The sequence below is a fragment of the Xanthomonas sp. DAR 35659 genome (genome assembly GCF_041242975.1).
In the GTDB taxonomy this organism is placed as follows: domain Bacteria; phylum Pseudomonadota; class Gammaproteobacteria; order Xanthomonadales; family Xanthomonadaceae; genus Xanthomonas_A; species Xanthomonas_A medicagonis.
Genome location: NZ_CP162488.1, coordinates 1,976,077 through 1,996,864, shown reverse-complemented (window position 1 = coordinate 1,996,864; position 20,788 = coordinate 1,976,077). Strand labels below are relative to the sequence as shown.

The 20,788-nt window shown below is 69.9% G+C and carries 22 protein-coding genes; 14 read left to right on the top strand and 8 right to left on the bottom strand.

What is annotated here, in order from left to right:
- From AB3X07_RS08485 to AB3X07_RS08475, 3 genes are all read left to right on the top strand, one after another.
- On the top strand, positions 1-882 hold the full coding sequence (locus AB3X07_RS08485; RefSeq protein ID WP_369944009.1) for a hypothetical protein: 882 nt from the start codon (positions 1-3) through the stop codon (positions 880-882).
- Positions 883-1,066: 184 nt separating this feature from the next.
- On the top strand, positions 1,067-2,026 hold the full coding sequence (locus tag AB3X07_RS08480; protein WP_369944008.1) for an acetyl-CoA carboxylase carboxyltransferase subunit alpha: 960 nt from the start codon (positions 1,067-1,069) through the stop codon (positions 2,024-2,026).
- 20 nt (positions 2,027-2,046) lie between these two features.
- Complete coding sequence (locus AB3X07_RS08475; protein ID WP_369944006.1) at positions 2,047-2,805, top strand: tetratricopeptide repeat protein; 759 nt, start codon at positions 2,047-2,049, stop codon at positions 2,803-2,805.
- A gap of 67 nt (positions 2,806-2,872) precedes the next feature.
- Here the strand turns inward: AB3X07_RS08475 and AB3X07_RS08470 are convergent, their stop codons facing one another.
- On the bottom strand, positions 2,873-3,328 hold the full coding sequence (locus AB3X07_RS08470) for a CopD family protein (protein WP_369944005.1): 456 nt from the start codon (positions 3,326-3,328) through the stop codon (positions 2,873-2,875).
- Between the two features lie 78 nt (positions 3,329-3,406).
- Here AB3X07_RS08470 and AB3X07_RS08465 point away from each other — a divergent pair, with 78 nt between their 5' ends.
- Positions 3,407-4,012, top strand: a complete 606-nt coding sequence (locus tag AB3X07_RS08465; protein WP_369944004.1) for a class I SAM-dependent DNA methyltransferase — start codon at positions 3,407-3,409, stop codon at positions 4,010-4,012.
- Positions 4,013-4,075: 63 nt separating this feature from the next.
- Entirely contained in the window at positions 4,076-5,386 is a 1,311-nt protein-coding gene (locus AB3X07_RS08460) for a polyhydroxyalkanoate depolymerase (RefSeq protein WP_369944002.1), read from the top strand.
- Between the two features lie 45 nt (positions 5,387-5,431).
- Here the strand turns inward: AB3X07_RS08460 and AB3X07_RS08455 are convergent, their stop codons facing one another.
- Together AB3X07_RS08455 and AB3X07_RS08450 are read right to left on the bottom strand one after the other, a co-directional pair.
- Complete coding sequence (locus tag AB3X07_RS08455; RefSeq protein ID WP_369944001.1) at positions 5,432-6,358, bottom strand: sensor domain-containing protein; 927 nt, start codon at positions 6,356-6,358, stop codon at positions 5,432-5,434.
- On the bottom strand, positions 6,355-6,720 hold the full coding sequence (locus tag AB3X07_RS08450) for a PadR family transcriptional regulator (RefSeq protein ID WP_369944000.1): 366 nt from the start codon (positions 6,718-6,720) through the stop codon (positions 6,355-6,357). The genes AB3X07_RS08455 and AB3X07_RS08450 overlap by 4 nt, the downstream gene beginning before the upstream one ends.
- Before the next feature lie 154 nt (positions 6,721-6,874).
- On the opposite strand from AB3X07_RS08450, the gene AB3X07_RS08445 reads away from it, so the two are divergent.
- On the top strand, positions 6,875-8,638 hold the full coding sequence (locus AB3X07_RS08445; protein WP_369943999.1) for an XVIPCD domain-containing protein: 1,764 nt from the start codon (positions 6,875-6,877) through the stop codon (positions 8,636-8,638).
- A 98-nt stretch (positions 8,639-8,736) separates the two neighbouring features.
- Positions 8,737-9,651 carry a peptidylprolyl isomerase gene (locus AB3X07_RS08440; RefSeq protein ID WP_369943998.1) on the top strand — a complete coding sequence of 305 codons (915 nt, stop codon included), beginning with the start codon at positions 8,737-8,739 and terminating at the stop codon, positions 9,649-9,651.
- 55 nt (positions 9,652-9,706) lie between these two features.
- On the opposite strand, the gene AB3X07_RS08435 is transcribed toward AB3X07_RS08440, so the two are convergent.
- Positions 9,707-10,216 (bottom strand): DinB family protein, encoded by a 510-nt coding sequence (locus AB3X07_RS08435; protein ID WP_369943997.1) that lies wholly within the window; start codon positions 10,214-10,216, stop codon positions 9,707-9,709.
- A 169-nt stretch (positions 10,217-10,385) separates the two neighbouring features.
- Positions 10,386-11,291, bottom strand: coding sequence for a DMT family transporter (locus tag AB3X07_RS08430; RefSeq protein WP_369943995.1), 906 nt, complete (start codon positions 11,289-11,291; stop codon positions 10,386-10,388).
- Between the two features lie 206 nt (positions 11,292-11,497).
- On the opposite strand from AB3X07_RS08430, the gene AB3X07_RS08425 reads away from it, so the two are divergent.
- A complete protein-coding gene (locus AB3X07_RS08425) occupies positions 11,498-12,439 on the top strand; it encodes a LysR substrate-binding domain-containing protein (protein WP_369943994.1) in 942 nt (313 codons plus the stop codon).
- A gap of 240 nt (positions 12,440-12,679) precedes the next feature.
- On the opposite strand, the gene AB3X07_RS08420 is transcribed toward AB3X07_RS08425, so the two are convergent.
- A complete protein-coding gene (locus AB3X07_RS08420) occupies positions 12,680-13,069 on the bottom strand; it encodes a hypothetical protein (RefSeq protein ID WP_369943992.1) in 390 nt (129 codons plus the stop codon).
- Positions 13,070-13,282: 213 nt separating this feature from the next.
- Between AB3X07_RS08420 and AB3X07_RS08415 the strand changes: the two genes are divergently transcribed.
- The 5 genes from AB3X07_RS08415 to AB3X07_RS08395 all read left to right on the top strand — a co-directional run bounded on the left by AB3X07_RS08415 (position 13,283) and on the right by AB3X07_RS08395 (position 17,571).
- On the top strand, positions 13,283-14,389 hold the full coding sequence (locus AB3X07_RS08415) for a sensor histidine kinase (protein ID WP_369943991.1): 1,107 nt from the start codon (positions 13,283-13,285) through the stop codon (positions 14,387-14,389).
- Complete coding sequence (locus AB3X07_RS08410) at positions 14,386-15,165, top strand: LytR/AlgR family response regulator transcription factor (protein ID WP_369943990.1); 780 nt, start codon at positions 14,386-14,388, stop codon at positions 15,163-15,165. The genes AB3X07_RS08415 and AB3X07_RS08410 overlap by 4 nt, the downstream gene beginning before the upstream one ends.
- A 252-nt stretch (positions 15,166-15,417) precedes the next feature.
- On the top strand, positions 15,418-15,732 hold the full coding sequence (locus AB3X07_RS08405) for a metalloregulator ArsR/SmtB family transcription factor (protein ID WP_179565917.1): 315 nt from the start codon (positions 15,418-15,420) through the stop codon (positions 15,730-15,732).
- A gap of 33 nt (positions 15,733-15,765) precedes the next feature.
- Positions 15,766-17,232: a DUF2867 domain-containing protein gene (locus tag AB3X07_RS08400; RefSeq protein ID WP_369943989.1), complete on the top strand. Its 1,467-nt coding sequence runs from the start codon at positions 15,766-15,768 to the stop codon at positions 17,230-17,232.
- Positions 17,233-17,277: 45 nt separating this feature from the next.
- Positions 17,278-17,571 carry a hypothetical protein gene (locus AB3X07_RS08395; protein ID WP_145707668.1) on the top strand — a complete coding sequence of 98 codons (294 nt, stop codon included), beginning with the start codon at positions 17,278-17,280 and terminating at the stop codon, positions 17,569-17,571.
- A 112-nt stretch (positions 17,572-17,683) separates the two neighbouring features.
- Here AB3X07_RS08395 and AB3X07_RS08390 read toward each other — a convergent pair whose 3' ends face one another.
- Together AB3X07_RS08390 and AB3X07_RS08385 are read right to left on the bottom strand one after the other, a co-directional pair.
- Complete coding sequence (locus tag AB3X07_RS08390; protein WP_369943987.1) at positions 17,684-18,490, bottom strand: DUF4349 domain-containing protein; 807 nt, start codon at positions 18,488-18,490, stop codon at positions 17,684-17,686.
- Complete coding sequence (locus tag AB3X07_RS08385; RefSeq protein WP_369943985.1) at positions 18,487-18,843, bottom strand: GFA family protein; 357 nt, start codon at positions 18,841-18,843, stop codon at positions 18,487-18,489. The genes AB3X07_RS08390 and AB3X07_RS08385 overlap by 4 nt, the downstream gene beginning before the upstream one ends.
- Positions 18,844-18,952: 109 nt before the next feature.
- Between AB3X07_RS08385 and AB3X07_RS08380 the strand changes: the two genes are divergently transcribed.
- Positions 18,953-20,767 (top strand): DUF885 domain-containing protein, encoded by a 1,815-nt coding sequence (locus AB3X07_RS08380; RefSeq protein WP_369943984.1) that lies wholly within the window; start codon positions 18,953-18,955, stop codon positions 20,765-20,767.
- Positions 20,768-20,788: the final 21 nt, after the last annotated feature.

The following is a 20,788-nucleotide window of genomic DNA, read 5'->3' as shown; positions in this document are numbered from 1 at the left end:
ATGAAACACGCGCTGCTGGCCCTCGCCCTGCTGTGCCTGAGCGCCTGCAACGGCATCGGCACCACCACCACGCACCGCTTCCAGATCGACAATCCGACCGATGCGCCGCTGCAGGTGTACATCGACGACACGCGCTACGACGTCCCCGCCGACAGCGCGGTGCCGGTGGAACTGGCGCAGGGCGAACATCGCCTGCGCAGCGAGCGGCTCGGCGAAGTGCGTTTCGTCGCGCTGGGCGCGAAGAAGGGCACGCTGATCAACCCGACGCTGTCGCCCTACGTGCTGGTGCGCGAGATCTATACGACCGACGCGTCCCAGCTCAAGCACTTCGGCATGATTCCCAAGCGCATCGTGGTGGACGGCAGGACCTACGAAGGCAATTTCGATCGCGTGGAGGGGTTGTTCATCGATCGCACCTGGACCTTCGACCTGCGCGAGCCGTTCCCCGACGAGCAGCGGGTCTATACCGGCGGCGGCCCGGCGGATCGCCATGGACGGATCAGCGACAAGCTGTTCACCGTGCGCGAGTTCGCCGCCTACGAGGAGCCGGTGGAGGCGAGCGCGGACACGGACATGCCGCAACACCAGGACGCCGCCGCACCGCCCCAGGTGCAGCCCGCCCCGTCCACCCTGCCGCCGCTGCCGCCGCGCTACGAGGCGCATGCGGCGGGGATGCGCGATGCCTACGCCGCGCACCTGCGCGCACGCAGCGCGGCCGACGTGAAGGCCATGCACAAGGCCGAGTTCGACGCGACCATGGCCTATAGCAAGGGCACCGCCGGCCTGGCCATAAAGAACAGCGTCGCAGAGAACGAGGCCGTGAACCGCTTCATGCAGCAGTACAACGACATCCTTTCCAGAAGCGTGCTGATCCTGCCCTGATCCTGCCCGCCGGCCCCGTCGCCGCGCACGGCGCAACGACGCCGCGCCCGCCCGCCACCGCGCCGCGCCCGGCGGCGGCAGGCCGAGCGGCCCCGCCCGTCCCGACGCCGACCGCACTGCGGCGTACGGGTGCGCCGAGCCGGTTCGGCTACACTTCCCGTCCTGTCGTTCACCATGGCGCTCCATGAACCCGAACTACCTCGACTTCGAGCAACCCATCGCCGATCTGGAAGCCAAGATCCAGGAATTGCGCAATGCCAGCACCGGCCCGGCGGTCAACGTCGACGCCGAGGTGCGGGCGCTGCAGGACAAGCTGCGGGTGCGGACCGCGCAGATCTTCCGCGACCTGTCCTCGTGGCAGATCTCGCAACTGGCGCGGCATCCGCAGCGTCCGTACACGCTGGACTACATCAACGTGTTCTGCGACGAGTTCCAGGAACTGGCCGGCGACCGCGCGTTCGCCGACGACAAGGCGATCGTCGGCGGCCTGGGCCGCATCGACGGGCGTCCGGTGGTCATCATCGGCCACCAGAAGGGCCGCGACACCAAGAGCAAGATCGCGCGCAACTTCGGCATGCCGCGCCCGGAAGGCTACCGCAAGGCGCTGCGGCTGATGAAGCTGGCCGAGCGCTTCAAGCTGCCGCTGCTGACCTTCATCGACACCCCCGGCGCCTACCCCGGAATCGGCGCGGAGGAGCGCGGCCAGAGCGAGGCCATCGCCCGCAACCTGCTGGAAATGGCCGAATTGAAGGTGCCGGTGATCTGCACCGTGATCGGCGAAGGCGGCTCCGGCGGCGCGCTGGCGATCGGCGTCGGCGACCGCACCCTGATGCTCGAGTACGGCACCTATTCGGTGATCTCGCCGGAAGGCTGCGCCTCGATCCTGTGGAAGGACGCGGCCAAGGCCAAGGACGCCGCCGAGCAACTTGGCCTGACCGCCAAGCGCCTGTCCGCGCTGGGCCTGGTGGACAAGGTGGTGCGCGAGCCGATCGGCGGCGCGCACCGCAATCCCACGCAGATGGCCAGGCGCCTGAAGGCGGTGCTGCTCAACGAACTGGACGCGCTGGAGAAGCTGCCGATCGCGCAACTGCTGCAGAAGCGCTACGAGCGCCTGCGCGGCTACGGGGCGTACGAAGCGGCCTGATCGCGACAAGGAAGCGCCGCATGAGCCCCATCGTCCTGCTGTCGCTGGCCCTGCAGCTGGCCTGCTGCGTGCATGTGGTGCGCAGCGGGCGGCCGCTGTACTGGATCTTCATCCTGCTGCTGTTTTCGTACCTGGGCATCCTGATCTACGTCATCGCCGAGCTGCTGCCGGAATGGCGCAACGACCCGCGCGCGCGCCGCCACCTGCGCAAGGTCGGCGCCACGCTCGACCCGAACCGGGACAAGCGCGCCGCCGACACCCGGCTGGCGCTGGCCGACACCGCGGACAACCGCCGGCAACTGGCCGAACTGCACCTGGACAAGGGCGAGTACGCGCAGGCCGCCGAGGTGTTCGAAGGCGCCCTGCGCGGCATTCACCGCGACGATCCCGGGCTGCTGCTGGGCCTGGCCAAGGCGCAGTTCGGCCTGGACCAGCCGGCCGCGGTCAAGGCCACCCTGGACCGGCTGATCGCCGCCAACCCGCAGTTCCACTCGCACGACGGCCACCTGCTCTACGCCCGCGCCACCGAGGCGGTGGGCGAGACCGAGGCGGCGCTGGAAGAATACGCCGCGCTCGCCGACGACTACCCCGGCGAGGAAGCCCGCGTGCGCTACGCGCAACTGCTGCAGCGCGCCGGCCAGACGCAACGCGCGCGCGACGTGTTCAACGAGGTCCTGAAACGCTCAAGCGTGGCCCCGCGCTACTACCAACGCGACCAACGCCACTGGATCGACCAGGCCCGCACCGCCCTCAAACACCTCGACAGCGCGAGTCCCTAACAGGCTGCGACAAGCAGGCAGGCAAGCGGGGATGTCCAATCCCCAATCCCGACTCCCCAATCCCCGCTCAAAACGGCTTGGCCAACACCAACCAGATCACCACCAGCAGCGCCAGCACCGGCACTTCGTTGAACACGCGCAGCGCGCGCGACGACGGCAGCGCCTGCGCCTGCCCCACGCGCTTGAGCCAGCGTCCGGTGAACACGTAATACGCCAGCATCAGCGCCACCAGGCCGAGCTTGGCGTGCAGCCAGCCGCTGTGGCCGGGCGCGACCATGGTCGGGAAGTCCGGCAGCACCTTGTAGCCCAGCCACAGCGTCAGGCCCAGCAGCAGCGCCAGCCCGAACATGCTGTGGCCGAAGCGGTACAGGCGCCGTCCCATCAGCGCCAGCCGTTCCTGCACCTGCGGCTGTCCCGTGCTCTCGGCGATGTTGACCAGGATCCGCGGCAGGTAGAACACCGCCGCCATCCATGCGACCACGAACAGCAGGTGCAGGGACTTGATCCACAGATAGAGTTGCATGCTGGCTCCAGGGCGCTGGCGTAGGATGTGCGGCCATTTTCGCCGATTCGCCCGGCGCCCGCACGGATGACACCCCGCATGGACAAACAGTACGACGCCGACTACTTCCAGCGCTGGTACCGCCGCGACGGCATCGGCGACGCCGCGCGCCTGGCGCGCAAGGTGGCGCTCGCCGTCGCCCAGGCCGAGTACTACCTGGAACGCCCGCTGCGCAGCGTGCTGGACATCGGCTGCGGCGAAGGCGCCTGGCGCGCGCCGCTGCTGAAACTGCGGCCGAAGCTGAAATACCTGGGATTCGACAGCAGCGACTACGCGGTGGCGCGCTACGGCCGCCAGCGCAATCTGCATCCGGCCCGGTTCGGCGATTTCGCCTGGCTGCGGCCGTGCGCGCCGGTGGACCTGCTGGTCTGTTCGGACGTGCTCCACTACGTGCCCAGCCGCGAACTGCGCCGGGGCCTGCCGGGCCTGGCCGAGCTGTGCGGCGGGGTCGCGTTCCTGGAAACCTTCGCCAGCGAGGACGCGTTCGATGGCGACCATGCCGGCTTCCAGGCGCGGCCGGCACGCTGGTACCGGCGCCAGTTTGGTGCACTGGGCCTGCGCCCGGTGGGCAGTCATTGCTGGCTATCGCCAGCGCTGGCGGGGGATGTGGCCGCACTGGAAACGATTGGTCTGGCGCCCCATTAAGGTGCACGCGGCCGCATTGGGTTATGCTGCACGGCAGCATACGCTCAGGATGGAAACGCCGGCATGCTCTACCAGTGGCACGAACTGACCCGCAACCTGCTCGCCCCCTGGGTCCACCAGGCCGCGGCCAACGCCAAGATCTTCTCCGACGCCAACAGCCTGTGGTCCACGCTGCCCGGCGCCGAGCGCCTGGCCGCCAGCAACGAACTGCTGCACCGGCTCGGCAAGGATTACGAAAAGCCGGCCTGGGCGCTCGACCACGTCAAGGTCGATGGCCATCCGCTGCCGATCGTCGAGCAGGAAGTGCTGCGCAAGCCGTTCTGCCGCCTGCTGCGCTTCAAGCGCTTCAGCGACGACGCCAAGATCGTGGCCGGCCTCAAGCAGCAGCCGGCCGTGCTGGTGGTGGCGCCGCTGTCCGGCCACCACGCCACCCTGCTGCGCGACACCGTGCGCACCCTGCTGCGCGACCACAAGGTCTACGTCACCGACTGGATCGACGCGCGCATGGTGCCGCAGGCCGAGGGCGACTTCGGCCTGGACGACTACGTCAACTACGTGCAGGACTTCATCCGCCACATCGGCGCCGACAAGCTGCATGTGATCAGCGTGTGCCAGCCGACCGTGCCGGTGCTGGCGGCGGTGTCGCTGATGGCCGGGCGCGGCGAGACCACGCCGCGCTCGCTGGTGATGATGGGCGGGCCGATCGATGCGCGCCGCAGCCCCACCGAGGTCAACAACCTGGCCACGCGCAATCCGCTGTCCTGGTTCGAGCACAACGTCATCCACACCGTGCCGCAGACCTATCCGGGGCACGGCCGCGCGGTGTATCCGGGCTTCCTGCAGCACACCGGATTCCTGGCGATGAACCCCAGCCGGCACTTCATGTCGCACTGGGATTTCTACGCCAACCTGGTCAAGGGCGACCTGCAGGACGCCGAGGCGCACCGCCGCTTCTACGACGAATACAACGCGGTGCTGGACATGCCGGCGACCTACTACCTGGACACGATCCGGGTGGTGTTCCAGGAATTCCTGCTGCCGCGCGGGGAATGGGTGATCGGCGGCGAGCGGGTCGACCCGTCCGCGATCCGCGACACCGCGCTGCTCAGCATTGAAGGCGAGCTGGACGACATCTCCGGGCTCGGCCAGACCGCCGCCGCGCACGACCTGTGCACCGGCATCCCCGCGACCCGCCGCCAACACCTGGAAGTGGAAGGCGCGGGCCATTACGGCATCTTCAGCGGCCGCCGCTGGCGCGACATCGTCTATCCGCAGGTGCGTGCGTTCATCGCCGCCAACGCCTCGGCCAGCGCGCAGGCGCCGGCCGGCAACGTCACCCCGCTCAAGCGCCGCGGCAGCCGCAAGGCCGGCTGAGCGGCATCGCGTCCGCGGCCGGCAATCGCCGGCCGCGGCACCGCGTCATTGCCCCGCGCTGTGCACCAGCAGCTGCTTGGCCAGCATGCCGTGCAGCTTGCCCATCCCGCGCGCCAGATGCAGGGTAACGAACAGCAGCACGACACCCAGTGCGGTCGACAGCGGCAGTAGCCATAGGTCGGTTCCCGCGACGACCAGGTCACCGAATCCCAAGCCAAGATAGAAGTGCTCGGGAAACAGCAACCCCAGCGGCGCCGCGGCCAGCCCCAGCGCGATGCTGAGCAGGGTGACGAACACCGTGAAGTAGAAGATCCCCAGCGGCAGCATCAGCACGAAGTACAGCATCGTGGTCCAGGTACGCGCGTCGGTGAACATCTGCCCGATGCGCCGCAGCCAGGGTTGCGCGCGCTCGCTGTACAGCGGCCGCCGCGGCATGCGCTCGCCCAGCAGCACTTCCACGACGCGCCCTTCCACCAGCGACAACAGCCGCACCGAGCCGAAGAACAGCACCAGCAACGGCACGCCGATGATCAGCACCAGCATGCCCAGCGACACGCTGACCCCGGTCAGCACCCAGGTGAAGTAGAAGATGCCGGTGACCAGCGCCAGCAGCATGTAGAACAGGGCGCCGTAGGCGCGCGGATCGGCGGCCACGCCGAAGAAGCGGCCGAGCAGCGAGGTGCGCTTCGGCGGCGCCGGCGGCTTCAGCGCGCGGTTCACCGTGACCTCGGTATCGCGGTAGATCGCCGCCACCTCCTCCGGCGCGCCGTAGCTGCCGGCGACCTCGGCGATCACCTCCGCCTCGCTCTTGCCGGCCTGCTCGGCCAATTCCGCCCGCAGGTATTCCTCCGCGTCGTACAGCGCGTCCTGTACCAGCGCCGGATCGGCCCCGGCCAGCGCCGCGCGCAGCTGCGCCAGGTAGTCGGGGATGGTGGCCGGCAACGGCCGCGCCTGGGTGTGTTCGCTGCTCATTCTGGAATCCCCTTCAGGACGGAATCGACGGAATCGCGGGTGGCGCGCCAGGCCACGGTCCATTGCCGCAGCGTGGCGCGGCCGGCATCGGTGATGCGGTAGTAACGCCGCGGCGGCCCGGCCACCGACGGTTCGACATGGCTGGACAGCAGCGCGGCCGCCTCCAGGTTGCGCAGGACCGGATACAGCGCGCTCTGCTTGCCGCTGAGCACGCCGTCGCCGACTTTTTCCAGGCGCTTGGCGATCAGGTAGCCGTACAGCGGCTCACCGGCCTCGGCCAGCACCGCCAGCAGCGCGAGCGACACCGTGCCGGCGCTCAGCTCCTTCTGAAACTTCTTCAGTTGCGCATCCGGCTCGGTCATCGCGGGCTGCCGCTAGGTTGGGTTCCACAATACTGTTGAGTTAGGTATAGCGAATGTGCCGCTAGTCACCCCACCCACCCACGCCTAACGTTTCGGCAACGTCGGCCTGGCTACAGTGCCGCCGCTCGCGCCGCAGGCGCTCAAGGAGGAATGCATGAGTTCGACCCCGCCCCCCGCCCAGGCCACCGACCCCACCTTCGGCAGCGCCGCCGGCAGCGTCAGCGCCGGTCCGCTGAAGTGGAATCCGGACGACGGCAGCGTCGGCGCCGAACGCACCGAGCGCCAGGCGCTCGGACGCACCGGGCCGCTGCAGCACGAGCTCGTCACCACCCGCAGCGTCGGCGCCAGCCGCCGCAGCGTCGACGGCAGCACCGAATTCGGCCTGGAGATGGAGTTCCGCCAGGGCCAGCAGACGAAGGCCGCCACCAGCGGCCGGAACGCCGCGAGCGCGGAGCACGCCACCCAGCTCGGCGAACGCGCGCGCTACAGCGTGCGCCTGCCCGGCGAGGCCGACGTCGAGGCGGCGCGCGGCGTCAATCCCTTCAATCCGCTCACCATTCCGGTCGGCGGCAGCGTCAAGCTCGACGGCCAGGCCTTCGTCCGCACCTCGCTGGAGGCCTCGTTCCGCAGCTTCGCCACCAGCAGCGAGCGGACCGACGCGGCCGGCATCAGCTATACCGCGCAGCGTCTGGACGAACACCATGTGCGGGTGGCGACCGGCCCCACCGCGGCGATCGAGCGGCTGGAGATGGTCGGACTGAAGACGCCGGTGGCGCAGGCCATGCTCGGCCGCCAGGACGCGCTGGGCCAGGCCAGCATGCGCACCGCCACGTTCGACCTGCGCGATCCGCAGGCGCAGGCCGCCTATCGCGACTTCCTCGGCAGCGGCCAGCTGCCGGCGCAGGCGTCCGGGCTCAGCGACGTGCAGCGGATCGACACGCTGACCATGAGTTCGCAGACCCGCGGCAAACTCGGCCTGGGGCCGCTGAGCGTGGACCTGGCCGGCCAGCGCAGCAGCGGCGAGAACGTGCGCACCACGCTTGCCGACGGCAGCAGCAGCGTCAGCAGCCGGCTGCAGTACCCCGGCAACGTGCCGCTCACCCTCACCCGCCAGTTCGATGCCGCCGGCCACGAGAACGTCGAGGCGCGCCGCTATGCGTTCGACTTCGGCAAGGTCGATGGCAACCAGGCGCAACTGCTCAACGCGGCGCTGTCCGGGAAGGCCGGCGCGGATGGCCCCATCGTCGCCGGCCAGGACGTGAACCTGCAGTTCTCCGAGGCGCAGATGGGCGCGCTGCGCCAGCAATACGCACGGGCGGCGCAGGCGCGCCCGTTCGATCGCGAGCAGGCGGCCGCCTATGCCGCGGCCAGCAACCAGGACTTCGCGATCGGCCTGGCGCGCAACCTGGGCAACTCCCCGCACGGCCTGAGCGAGCGCCTGTTCAAGGTCGCCGCTGACGCCGATGGCCAACTGAGCGGCGCGCTGACCCGCATCGATGCCGGGATCGGCGCGACCACCCCGGTTGCGGCAGCCGCCACGCCAGGCGCGCGCACGACGAGCGCCGCGCCCGATCCGCGCGATCCGGCCCACCCCGACTATGCGATGCAGTGCGCGATCGACGCCAAGCTGCGTCCGGCCGACCCCCAACTGGCGACCCAGTTGCTGCTGTCGGCCAAGCGCGAAGGCCTGACCGAGGTCGATCATGTGCTGCGCAACGACGCCGGCCGCGTGTTCGCGGTGCAGGGCGACCCGCTGGCCGCGGACAAGCGCACCGCCTACGTGGATGCGCAGGCCGCGGCGATCCCGTTGCAGGACAGCATGCGCCAGCTCGACGCCTTGCGCGCGGCGACCCCGCCCGCGGCGGCCGCCACCCAGGACATGCAGGACGTCCAGCAGCGCGCCGCGCCGGCGCGCTGAACCCGATCGCCGCAACGGCGGCGTTGCGGCGTCGGCATTGGCATTGGCAGCCGCCGGTGGCTGGGTAAGAATCGGCTACCGTCCTCCAGGCTGCCGCCATGCCCTTGCGCCCCACCCTGCTCGCCCTCGCGCTGCTGTCCGCCGCCCCCATCGCGCAGGCCGCCGCGCCGGCGACGCCGTACCGCAGTCCGCAGCAGATCCTGGACGCGTCCAAGCCCAGCGACTGGCGCACGCTGGACCCGGCCAACACGCTGTATCTGGACCTGGACAGCGGCCGCGTGGTCATTGAACTGGCGCCGGCGTTCGCGCCGGAACACGTCGGCAACATCCGGACCCTGGCCCACGCGCACTTCTGGGACGGACTGAGCATCTACCGCTCGCAGGACAACTTCGTGGTGCAGTTCGGCGATCCCGACGGCGAAGAGCCGGGCAAGGCCAAGTCGCTGGGGTCGGCCAAACGGCACCTGCCGGCCGAATTCCAGCGCCCGGCCAAGGGCCTGCCGTTCGAGGCGCTGCCCGATCGCGACGGCTGGGCGCCGCAGGTGGGTTTCGTCGACGGCTTCCCGGCCGCGCGCGATCCCAAGGACGGCACCGCGTGGCTGGCGCATTGCTACGGCACGCTCGGCGCCGGACGCAACAACGAGGAGGACAGCAGCATCGGCGCCGAACTGTATGTCGTCACCGGGCAATCGCCGCGCCAGCTCGACCGCAACATCACCGTGGTCGGGCGCGTGGTCAAGGGCATGGAACTGCTCAGCGTGATCCCGCGCGGGCCGGATCCGATGGGCTTCTACGCCAAGCCCGAACAGCGCACGCCGATCCGCGCGATCACCCTCGCCAGCGACGTGCCGGAGGCGCAACGCACGCCGCTGCAGCTGCTGCGCACCGATACCCAGACCTTCCGCGACGTGGTCGAGGCGCGGCGCAACCGCAAGGACGATTTCTACAAGCGCCCGGCCGGCAACATCGACCTGTGCAACGTGCCGCTGCCGGTGCGCACGCCGCCGCAGTGACGCGTCGCGTGCCTACCGGCTTGCCGCGGTCGTTGGTTCGCGCACGGCAGAACGATCAGGGCGCCGCGCCGCGGCGTTCGGGGTCGCGCATGTGCAGGAAGCGGGTGAACAGTTCGCGCGGCTGTTCCAGTCCGCAGTCGCTGAGCAGCATGGCGATGTTGCCGCGGTGGAAGGCGTCGTGCGCGAGCACGTGGAACAGCATTTCCTCGCGGGTCATGCGCCCGGCATCGCCGTCGGTGAAGCGAAACGCGAGCGACTGCTGCAACGCGTTCGCGTCGAGCCGGGCGATGTAATCCGCATACCAACGATCGGATGCGGCGACGGCGGCGCCCAATGCGTCCAGTTCCGGCGTCTGCGGGGTGTTGCTGGCGGTGAACGCATGCGTGCCACCGTCCAGGTGCGCGGCGAAGATTTGGTCTACCACGTAGGTGTGGTTCAACAGCCGGATCGCGCGGTGCCGTTGCGCCGGATACGCGTCCGCGTCGATCCGCGCCAGCGCCTGCAGCAGCTCGGCGTTGGCCCAGGCCTTGAAGGCGAACTGCGATGCGAGCAGGGACTGTGTCATTGCGACGGCCTCCAGGCCATAGGGAATGTGTCGTTGCGGCGGATCTCCAGGCCATGGCCTACGCCACGAATCGAGGGCGTCGCCCTGGCGCGCGACTGGAACGCTCGCCACGCGCCCGAGTATCTCCGATCCACGCGCATGTCCGCCGACTGCGGCAGGCCGCCGCGCCCTAGCGCGCGCGCTGGCTGAAGGCGACGCTCCCCAGGATCAGCACCGCGGCCAGCAACATGCTCCAGGTCAGCGGCTCGCCGAGAATCGCCCAGGACAGCAGCGCACCGAACACCGGGACCAGGTAGGTCACCGTCGACGCACGCGCCGGGCCGATGCGCTGGATCAGCCGGTAGTACATCAGGAACGCCAGCCCGGTGCAGACCACGCCCAGCGCGCCGGCGCAGGCCCAGGCCACCGCCGGCACCGGCGCGGCCGGCCAATGCGTCCATGCCAATGGCGCCAGCAACAGCGCGCTGCAGCCCAGGGTGGAGGCGGCGGCGGCGGCCGGCGGCAGGTCGCTCATATGCCGCTTCACCAGGCTGTAGCCGATGCCGTACAGCAGCGAGGCGGTGGTGCCGGCCAACGCGGCCGGCCCCACGCTGAGCCCCGCCGACTTGCCGGTGGCCAGCACCACGATGCCGGCGAAGCCGATCAGCAAGGCCAGCGCGCGGCGCGTGCCGATCTTCTCGCCGAAGAACAGGAACGCGATCAGCGCGGTGAACAGCACGGTCATCGCGTTGCAGATCGCGCCGATCGCCGCCGGCGCGTGCTGCGCGCCCCAGGCGAACAGCAGGAACGGCAGCGCCGAGTTGAGCAGGCCGATCGCCGCCAGCGTCGGCCAGCGCCGCAGCGGAAAGCGCGCGCGCGCCATCCACAGGAACGGCAGCAGCACCGCCGCGCCCAGCGCCAGGCGCAGTTCCACCAGCGCGTAGGCGCCGAACCGGGGCGCCGCCACACGCATGAACAGGAACGAGCACCCCCAGACCATGCCAAGGAACAACAGTTCCAGCGGCGTGCGCCAATCGCGCACCGCCGCGGGGCGATGGTCGAGCGGTTCGCCGGAAGCGGGGTTGGCTGCATTCACCGTGATGTCTCCTGGACTGGGGGGCGCGGCGATGTCGTCGCGGGCTGCTTGCGCCCGGCGCACCGGGCACAGGCAGGCGGCCGCCGCGGCCCGCATGGGCTGCACCGGCCTCGCATCTTGCGCATGGCTGCCAGGATCCTGCCACGCCGCAATGTCCACAAGCGCGTAGTATCGTGGCGAGCCACAAATCTGCCGCGTGCCTGCCAATGCAATTGCGCCCCGCCCTGTTGCCCGCGCTCGGCGTGTTCGCCGCCGCCGCCCGCCACCAGAACTTCGCCCATGCCGCGGAGGAACTGCACCTCACCGCCAGCGCGGTCAGCCACCACGTGCGCAAGCTGGAAGCGCTGCTCGGCACCGCCCTGTTCCAGCGCCACGCCCGCGGGGTCAAGCTGACCGCGGAAGGCCGGCAACTGGCCGACGCGGCCAGCGCGGCGCTGGCCGACATCGCCGCCGTGGCCGGCAACCTGCATCCGCAGGCCGACACCGCGCCGCTGCGCATCACCACGCTGCGTTCCTTGTCGTATTGCTGGCTGCTGCCGCGGCTGCCGCGCTTCTGCCAGGCGCATCCGCACGTGCGCCTGGACATCCAGACCGACGCGGCGTTCTCGCGCTTCGAGGACGGCGGCCCGGAACTAGGCATCCGCTACGGCCAGGGCGCGTGGCCGGGACTGACCTCGCACCACCTGATGGACGACGCGCTGTTTCCGGTGGCCTCGCCGGCGCTGCCGCAGTTGGCCACGCTGCATCGCCCCGAGCAGATCGCGCGACTGCCGCTGCTCACCGACATGTCGCCGCAGGGGTGGCGCGACTGGTTCCGCGCCGCCGGCGTGCGCGGCGTGGCGCTGCCGCCGATGCACACCTTCAACGACAGCACCGACGCGATGCGCGCGGCGGTATACGGCGTCGGCGCGGTGCTGGCGCGCAAGCACATCGCCCAGCCGTACCTGCAGCGCTACGAGCTGGTGCGCCTGCCCGGCCCCGCGCTGAAGGCGCGCTACTCCTACTACATCGTGCATCCCGGGCATCGCCTGCCCAGTCCGGCGGCCAGCCAGTTCATCGACTGGCTCAAGCGCGAGGCCCAGGACGAGCGCACGCCGATGCCGGCGCTGCCGGCGGAACTGCTCGGGTTGCCGCCGACGGCGAGTTAGCTCGCCTGGCCGCGCGCGCTGGATCGGCGTGCCGCCACCGCGAAGCCAAACGCAACAGAGAAGGGAACGCCTAGCCCCTCTCCCGCCGGGAGAGGGGTTGGGGTGAGGGTCCGGCGCGAAAGCGACTCGCGGAGTTTGGGTGCACGAGGCTGCGCCCGTACCCTCATCCGCCCCTGCGGGGCACCTTCTCCCGAGGGGAGAAGGAAAAGCCGCGAGCCCCTCTCCCATCGGGAGAGCGGGTCAAGGCGACGTTCCAGCCGTCTCCGCGACCTGCAGCGCACGTCCGCCCGACTGCGGATGCAGCAGCGGCAGCGGCCGGATGCGGACACGGTTCGCGCAGATGTCCACGTTCGGATACAGCATCGAGCGGCCGTTGCGGAAGGTGAAGCGAAGGTCGTAGCGGCAGGCGGCGCCTGCGAGCCGAAAGGTCGCGGCGTCGCCACCGCCCTGCAGCGGCGCGCCGAGCGCGACGTCACGGAAGGCATCGCTGCCCGGCGCGGCGACCGCCAGCGCGGTCAGCGCGTCGTGGGCGCGGTTGCTCAGTTCCAGATAGCGCATCGGCTCGGACGCGGCAGCCTGTGTCGCGACGGACAAGCAAAGGGACAAGGCAAGAAGACGGATCGAGGGCATGACGTGAGCTCCGACGGGAAGGATTCGCCAGCCGCGAGCGGAACGAATTCCCCGTGTACTGGCATGCCCATCAGGCCGCGTCGCCGCGCGGCTGCAAATCGTTTTGGGACGAATCGTCGCTATCGCGCTCCCAATCGTAGTGCGCGCGCACCGGCGCTTTCCACGGCGTGTCGCTGCGCCTAGGATGCCTCCGTCCCCCTCGACCGCCCCTGGATGAACGTCCGACTCGGCAATACCGACATCCGCCTGGGGCGCTACATCGCGCTGTGGACGCTGGTGGCCATGGTGTTCATGCTCCAGAACATCGTCAACAACGGTGCGTCTATCGGCAGATGGCCTCTGGAGGTGCTCATCCGATGGTCGCTGATCCAGTGGTACAGCTGGGCCCTCCTGGCGCCCACCGTCTTCCGGCTCGCCGAACGCTTTCCTGTCCGCGGCGCTCAGCGCTTCCACGGGCTTGGCGCGCAGGCAGTCGCAAGCCTGTGCGTGACGTTTGCCGCGATGGTCATCGGCGCGCTGGCCTCCACCCTGTTCGAGCCCAGCGGTTTCGCTGAACAGCTGGGCTACTTCCTGGAACAGCACTTCGCCATCGGGTTGCTGACCTACTGGACCCTGTTCGCGATCCAGCAAGCGCTGCACTTCCATGCCGAGAAGGCCCGGCGCGAAGTGGAAGCCAGCCGCCTGGCCGCCGAGCTCGCGCAGTCGCGCCTGCAAGTGCTGAAGAGCCAACTGCAACCGCATTTCCTGTTCAACACGCTGCATGCCATCGTCACCCTGCTGGACGAAGACACCGTCGCCGCCGAGGACATGCTGCTGCGCTTGAGCGAACTGCTGCGCGCGTTCCTGGAGGAATACGACGGCCAGGAAATCACCCTGGAACGCGAACTGGCCCTGCTCGACCTGTATCTCGGCATCCAGCGCAAGCGCTATGGCGATCGCCTGCGCACGACCGTCTACGTCGCGCCCGGCACGCTGCACTGCGCGGTGCCCAGCCTGCTGCTGCAACCGCTGGTGGAGAATGCGATCCGCCATGGCATCGGCCAGCGCGTCGGCAGCGACCGCATCGAGATCGAGAGCCGCCGCGAAGGCGACACGCTGTCCATCGAAGTGCGCAATGGCAACAGCACGCTGGAGGAAAACAGCAAAGCGGGCGGACACGGCATCGGCTTCTCCAATACCCGCCTACGGCTGAAGGAACTCTACGGCGACAACGCCGACATCCGGCTCGACACGCTCTATCCGCAAGGCGTTGCCTGCCGCATCCGGCTGCCGTTCCGCGAGTTGGACGCCGAGGAAGCCCCGGAGCACCTCCCCGCATGAGCGTCACCGCACTGGTGATCGACGACGAGCCGATCGCACGCCACGCCATCGTGCGGCTGCTGCGCGCCGATCCGGACATCGAACTGCTCGGCGAATGCGGCGATGGCGCCTCGGCGGTGATCGCGATCCGCAGCCAGTCGCCCGACCTGGTGTTCCTGGACATCCAGATGCCGGCGATGACCGGCATGGACGTCCTCGCCACCATCGGCGCGGCGCACATGCCGGCGACGATCTTCGTCACCGCCTACGAGCAGTACGCGGTCCGTGCATTCGAGGCCAATGCGGTGGACTACCTGGTCAAGCCCTTCAGCCGCGAACGCTTCGCCGAGACCTTGCAGCGCGCGAAGCGGCGACTGTCCGCCGGCAGCGGCATGGGCTCCCTTGCCGAGGCGCGCATCCTGCAGACCCTGGATGCGCTGCGCCAGCGCGACGACTATCTGCAACGGATTCCGGTGCGGGTCGACGACGCGGTGACGCTGGTCGCGGTGGAAGACATCGTCTGGATCAAGGCCAGCCGCAACACGGTGCTGATCCACCTGACCGACCGTACCCATGAACTGCGCGAGACCATGGCCACGCTGGCCGCGCGGCTGGATCCGCGCCACTTCGCCCGCGTGCATCGATCGGCGATCGTCAACCTGCGCCGGGTCAAGGCGATCCACCCCTGGTTCAACGGCCACCATGTGGTCACGATGGAGACCGGCCAGCAATTGCGCATGAGCCGCTACCAGCACGAAGCCTTCCTGCGCCTGGTGACGACCGGCAAGGAACCTTGAACGAAGCGCGGGACCGCGCCCGTCGTCTCGGCGGTCCCAACGGCGATCACGCCGGCACCACCGCTGCGGACCTGGCTCGATCATCGTGCCTTCCGCCCGTGCGCGGACCGAGGGTGCCTGTCGCGGCTGAAGCCGCTCCTACGCGAGGCAGCGTCCCCAACGCCACCGCCGGATCGGGCCGCGCCGCCTGCCCTTGACATCCGCCCGACAACGCGTCATTAATTAACTAGTTCGTTAATTAGCTAATACCAGATGTCCATCGACCGCGTCTTCGAAGCCCTTGCCTCGCGCCCCCGTCGCGAGATCCTCGCCTACCTGTCGGCGCAGGAACTCACCGCCGGGCAGATCGGCCAGCGTTTCGCGATGAGCGCGCCGGCCATCTCGCGGCATCTCTCGGTGCTGGAAGCGGCCGGCCTGGTGTCCAGCGAGCGCCGCGGCCAGTTCGTGGTGTACCGGCTGACTCCGGACAACCTGGTCAACACGCTCAGCGGCTTCGCCTTCGAGGTCTGCCCCAGCGCCGGCCCGCTCAAGCGCGAAGCGCGCAAGCTGGCGAAGAAGAACGCCTGACCCCAATCCGCCACGGCCACAAGGAATCCGCCGATGTCCACCAGTGCCCCGCTTCGCGAAACCGCCGCCGCCCAGGCCGGCTTTCCCTCCGTGCGCCTGGCCTCCTACAGCGGCGGGTTGCCGGTGGAAGTGACGCTGATCGCGCAGCTCGGCGCCGGCGCCGGCGATCCGTTGATCGCCCAGGCCTGCGTGCGCCAGCGCGCGCATCCGACCTTTCGCGACGCGCTGGACGAGCCGTCGGCTCGCCTGGCCGGCACCGATTTCGGCAACGGCGAGCGCACCGCGCTGTTCTCCTTCGCGGTCGGCGCGGACGGCCATCCCTTCCATCGCCATGCCGGCCATCGCATGTTCACCGCGATCACCGGCAGCGGCGGCGCGCAGTTGCGCTTCAGCACCGCGTCGATGGCGCAGATCGAGCAGGACCCGCAGCACTTCCTGGCCGCGCTGCGCCACATCGACCTGCCGGCCGACTGCCTGTTCACCGTGCGCTTCGGCGGCGGCACCTGGCACCAGTTCGTGCCGCTGCGCGCCAACGCGGCGCATCCGGCGTTCTTCGCCCTGTCCTGCCACAGCGACGAGGCCGGCGGCGAACTGACCGACGCCGTGCGCGCACAGGTGCTGGCCGGCGACGCCGACATCGCGACCTTGACCGAATTGCTGCCGGCGCCGGTGACCGCGCTGCTGGCATCGCCGCAGGCGCAGGCCATGCGGGTGCCCACGGTGCGCCTGTCGCTGTCCGCCTCGCCCGGCAGCCGCCGGCTGGCGTGGTGCGCCGGCCTGCGCGCGCTGAGCGGTCGCCTGCGCCAGGCGCTGAGCCGCTGGCGGCATCCACCGGGCTTCGCGGCGCTGGCGCCGCGGCTGGCGCCGGTGCGCGCCTTGCCCGAGCCGGCGCCCGGTTCGCTGCTGTGGCGTGCCCTGCCCGCGCACCACCACCAGGACAGCGTGCGCTTGCGCATCGAAGCGCACCAACTGCGCCAGCGTGGCGCGCACGCGCTGATGGTGTCCTTGCTGGAAGGTTTCATGCAGCGTCCGCCGCTGGGCGTGACCTGGCTGATGCGCATCCGCAACGTGCTGGTCGCGCCGCTGCACCTGCGCACCTCGCCGCTGGGTTGCCCGGTGTCCTCGCTGCTGTCGCCACAACGCGATCGCCTGTTCGCCGGCCGCTTCCCGGTACTGGACCAGGCGCACGCGCCGCACGACCGGCGCGCGCAGGTCCTGCTCGGGGCCGACGACCGGCACCTGGCGTTCCGCAGTTGCGTGGGCGTGGCGGTGGCCGAGGACGGCAGCGTCGACCTGAGCCTGGACACGCGCGTGGCCTGCCGCAACGGCTTCGGCCACCTGTACATGGCGCTGATCGCGCGCGCCCATCGCCACTACATCGCCCCGGCGATGCTGCGTGCGGCGGCCACGGCGCTGCTGGCGCCGGTGCTGGACGAGACCGCGCTGGACCAGACCGCGCTGGAGCCGCGCACGCGCCGAGGCGTCATCACTTCGCCTTAGCCGGCGCCTGCCTAGCCTTGCCCTTCCCCACTCAGAGGAAGGCCCATGCCCCTGCTCCGTATCCGCATCACCGGCAGCGAAGACGACGCGCGCGCGATCATCAACCTGCTGGGCAGCCTGGAAGGCATCGAGCACGTCGAGGAGATCGACGACCTGATGGACCATATGGACGACGACGATTCCAGCTCCGCCGGCCTGCCCGACGACCAGGGCCCGGGCACCCACGAAGTGGAGATCGAGGCGGGCAACCTCGCCACCGCGCAGAAGGTGCGCGAGGCGGTGGAGGCCTTGGCCTTCGACCTGGAGGTGATCGTGGAGTTCGAGCAGGACGAAGGCTGACGCCTGCCTTGCGGTTGCCGCAGGCCTGTAGTAGCGGCTTCAGCCGCGACCGGGCGTTACCGGTAATGCCCGGTCGCGGCTGAAGCCGCTCCTACAGGTGTTGCATCAGACCTTAAGCGCGCCTGCGACGCCGACGCAGCCAGGCGACCAGCCACCAGAGGACGGCGCCGAGCAGCACGAAGGGCGCCAATGCGGCCACCGCGCGGATCGCCCAGGCCGTGGCGGACGCGAAGATCGACCCCATGTCGGTGAACGCCTCGCCGATCTCGCCGCGGCCGCGCTCGCCGTCGGGCGCGGAGAAGCGCAAGGTGAGTTTCTGCGTCTCGATGCGCCGGCGATGCTGCGCCGCGTCCTGGCTGGCGGCCAGCAGTTGCGTGTCCACCTCGGCCATCTTCTCCGACAGGCTGATCATGTCGGCGACGCTGAGGTCGCGCCGCTGCTGGAACTCCTGCAGGCGACGCTGCTCGGCCTGCAGCCGCTGCTGCAACGCGGCGTTGTCCTGCACCACCTGCGCCAGGTCCTCGGCCTGGGTGCTGCGGCTGCCGATCTCGCCGCCACTGCCGGCCTGGGCGATCAGCGGCTCGACTCCCGCCGGGACGACGCGCACGGTCAGCGACGCGCGCGGAAAATCGCCACCACGCTGCTCCACCGACAGCACGTTGCACGCGCCGAAGCGCCCGCTCAGGCAACTCTCCTGAGCCTGCTTGAGCCGCGCCTCGATCTGCGCCGCCGGCAGTTCCACGCTCACCTCGTGCTCGTAGGCGAGCATCGCCGCGCGGCCGTCCGCCGTCGCGGCTGCCGCCGCGGCTTCAGCGGCACCGGCACCGGCGGGCGCGCTGGCTTCGCCGACCTTCCTGGAGCAGCCGCCTGCCACCAGCGCCAGCAGCAGCACGCCGCACTGCAGTGTCGCGCCCCTCACAGACTGGCTCCGTCCACGCGGTGCACCTGCAGCGCCAGCAGGTCCACCTGCGGCAGGCAGCGCACGTTGACCGCCACGGTGGGCTCGCCGGTCTTGGGATGGCGGCCCTCGCTGAACGGCGCGATGCCGCAGTCGGGGCAATGGTGATGCTCGATGTGCTCGCGATGGAAGCGATAGGTGCCCAGCGCCTCGGCCGCGCTGCGCAGCGACAGCGCCGCACGCGCGCCGAACCACAGCAGCCCGCCGCGGCGGCGGCACATGGAGCAATTGCAATCGTAGACCTCCGCGATCGGCGCTTCGGTGTCCAGCTCGAAGGCGATGCGGCCGCAATGGCAGCTGCCGGTATAGTTCATCCCTGCACTCCTTAGATCCAAGTCGAGAAGCGCAAGGGTAATCCAACGGCAGGTGCGCGGGCGGCGGCGGCCGCCTATGCTGGTGGATCGACCCACATCAGGAACCCCGATGCGCAAGCACCTGCTCGCCGCCGCCCTGCTGGCCGCCCTCGCCGGCTGCCAGAAGCCCGCCGATGCCCCGTCGTCGCCCGCCGCCGCCGCGCCCGGCCGCGCCGCCCCCGCCGATGCGGCCGCCGATGCCGCCTTCGCCGCCCTGTCCAAGCGCGCCGTGGACACCTGGATGCAGCTGTCCCCGGTCGGCGCCACCCAGACCGGCGACCACCGCTACGACAGCGAGCTGGACGACCTCAGCGCCGCCGGCCGGCAGAAGAGCCTGGATGCCAGCAAGCAGTTGCTGGCCGACCTGGACAAGCTCGACGTGGCCAAGCTCTCGCGCGAGAACCAGGTGGACGCGGCGATCCTGCGCAACCAGTTGCAGTCCGACATCTGGAACAGCGAGGTGGCGCAGGGCTGGGCGACCGATCCGCAGGTCTACAACGGCCTGGCCGGCGGCGCGATCTACGGGCTGATGGCGCGCGAATTCGCGCCGCTGCCGGAGCGACTGAAGTCGGCCACCGCGCGCATGGAGAAGATCCCGGCGCTGTTCGCGCAGGCGCGCGAGAACCTGGATCCGGCGCGGGTGCCGCTGATCAACGCGCAGACCGTGGCCAAGCAGAACCAGGGCATCCTCAGCATCGTCGACGGCTTCATCGTCCCGCACGTCAAGGAACTGCCGGCCGCCGACGCGCAGCGCCTGCAGGCGGCGATCGACGGGCTGAAGAAGGCGGTGGCCGAGCAGCAGACCTGGCTGGACAAGACCCTGGTGCCCAACGCCAAGGGCGACTTCCGCATCGGCGCGGAAAAGTACGACCAGAAGCTCAAGTTCGCACTCAATTCGTCGCTGTCGCGCGCCGAGATCAAGCAGCGCGCGCAGGCCGAGCTCACGCGCGTGCGCGAGGAGATGTACGGCATCGCCCGCACCGTGTTGAAGGACAAGCCGAACGCGCCGGCGCTGCCCGACGCGCCCAGCGACGCGCAGCAGCAACAGGCGATCGAGGCGGCGCTGGAACTGGCCTACGCGCAACACCCGGCGCGCGACAAGGTGGTCGAGGACGCCAAGGCCTCGCTGGCGTCCTCCACCGAGTTCGTGCGCCGCAAGAACCTGCTGACCCTGCCCGACGCGCCGGTGGACATCATCCTGATGCCCGAATTCCAGCGCGGCGTGGCGGTGGCCTACTGCGATTCGCCCGGCCCGCTGGACAAGAACCTGAAGACCTTCTACGCGGTGTCGCCGATTCCCGACGACTGGAGCGCGCAGCAGGCCGAGTCGTTCCTGCGCGAATACAACGGCCGCATGATCCACCTGCTGAGCATCCACGAAGGCGTGCCCGGCCACTACGTGGAAGGCTGGCACTCGGCCAAGTTCCCCTCGACCCTGCGCGGCGTGCTGCGCTCGGGCGTGTTCGCCGAGGGCTGGGCGGTGTACACCGAGCGGATGATGCAGGAGCAGGGCTACCTGGACAACGACCCGCTGTTCCACCTGGTGCAGCTGAAGTTCTACCTGCGCAGCATCGCCAACGCGCTGCTCGACCAGGGCGTGCACGTGGACGGCTGGAGCAAGGAGCAGGCGCTGCAGTTGATGGTGCACGACACCTTCCAGCAGCAGAGCGAGGCCGAGGGCAAGTGGGTGCGCGCGCAGCTGACCTCGGCGCAGCTGCCGACCTACTTCGTCGGCGTGCAGGAGCACCTGGACCTGCGCAAGGCGATGCAGGCCAAGCTCGGCGACACGTTCGACCTCAAGGCCTACCACGACCAGGTGCTGTCCTATGGCGCGCCGCCGGTGCGATTCGTGCGCGAGTTGATGCTGGACGAGCCGATCCAGTAGCTGGGAATGGGGATTCGGGAA

Excerpts from the sequence above, each read along its gene's own strand:
- AB3X07_RS08485 (WP_369944009.1), top strand. The coding sequence starts at position 1 with ATGAAACACGCGCTGCTGGCCCTCGCCCTGCTGTGCCTGAGCGCCTGC.
- AB3X07_RS08480 (WP_369944008.1), top strand. The coding sequence starts at position 1,067 with ATGAACCCGAACTACCTCGACTTCGAGCAACCCATCGCCGATCTGGAA.
- AB3X07_RS08475 (WP_369944006.1), top strand. The coding sequence starts at position 2,047 with ATGAGCCCCATCGTCCTGCTGTCGCTGGCCCTGCAGCTGGCCTGCTGC.
- AB3X07_RS08470 (WP_369944005.1), bottom strand. The coding sequence starts at position 3,328 with ATGCAACTCTATCTGTGGATCAAGTCCCTGCACCTGCTGTTCGTGGTC.
- AB3X07_RS08465 (WP_369944004.1), top strand. The coding sequence starts at position 3,407 with ATGGACAAACAGTACGACGCCGACTACTTCCAGCGCTGGTACCGCCGC.
- AB3X07_RS08460 (WP_369944002.1), top strand. The coding sequence starts at position 4,076 with ATGCTCTACCAGTGGCACGAACTGACCCGCAACCTGCTCGCCCCCTGG.
- AB3X07_RS08455 (WP_369944001.1), bottom strand. The coding sequence starts at position 6,358 with ATGAGCAGCGAACACACCCAGGCGCGGCCGTTGCCGGCCACCATCCCC.
- AB3X07_RS08450 (WP_369944000.1), bottom strand. The coding sequence starts at position 6,720 with ATGACCGAGCCGGATGCGCAACTGAAGAAGTTTCAGAAGGAGCTGAGC.
- AB3X07_RS08445 (WP_369943999.1), top strand. The coding sequence starts at position 6,875 with ATGAGTTCGACCCCGCCCCCCGCCCAGGCCACCGACCCCACCTTCGGC.
- AB3X07_RS08440 (WP_369943998.1), top strand. The coding sequence starts at position 8,737 with ATGCCCTTGCGCCCCACCCTGCTCGCCCTCGCGCTGCTGTCCGCCGCC.
- AB3X07_RS08435 (WP_369943997.1), bottom strand. The coding sequence starts at position 10,216 with ATGACACAGTCCCTGCTCGCATCGCAGTTCGCCTTCAAGGCCTGGGCC.
- AB3X07_RS08425 (WP_369943994.1), top strand. The coding sequence starts at position 11,498 with ATGCAATTGCGCCCCGCCCTGTTGCCCGCGCTCGGCGTGTTCGCCGCC.
- AB3X07_RS08420 (WP_369943992.1), bottom strand. The coding sequence starts at position 13,069 with ATGCCCTCGATCCGTCTTCTTGCCTTGTCCCTTTGCTTGTCCGTCGCG.
- AB3X07_RS08415 (WP_369943991.1), top strand. The coding sequence starts at position 13,283 with ATGAACGTCCGACTCGGCAATACCGACATCCGCCTGGGGCGCTACATC.
- AB3X07_RS08410 (WP_369943990.1), top strand. The coding sequence starts at position 14,386 with ATGAGCGTCACCGCACTGGTGATCGACGACGAGCCGATCGCACGCCAC.
- AB3X07_RS08405 (WP_179565917.1), top strand. The coding sequence starts at position 15,418 with ATGTCCATCGACCGCGTCTTCGAAGCCCTTGCCTCGCGCCCCCGTCGC.
- AB3X07_RS08400 (WP_369943989.1), top strand. The coding sequence starts at position 15,766 with ATGTCCACCAGTGCCCCGCTTCGCGAAACCGCCGCCGCCCAGGCCGGC.
- AB3X07_RS08395 (WP_145707668.1), top strand. The coding sequence starts at position 17,278 with ATGCCCCTGCTCCGTATCCGCATCACCGGCAGCGAAGACGACGCGCGC.
- AB3X07_RS08385 (WP_369943985.1), bottom strand. The coding sequence starts at position 18,843 with ATGAACTATACCGGCAGCTGCCATTGCGGCCGCATCGCCTTCGAGCTG.
- AB3X07_RS08380 (WP_369943984.1), top strand. The coding sequence starts at position 18,953 with ATGCGCAAGCACCTGCTCGCCGCCGCCCTGCTGGCCGCCCTCGCCGGC.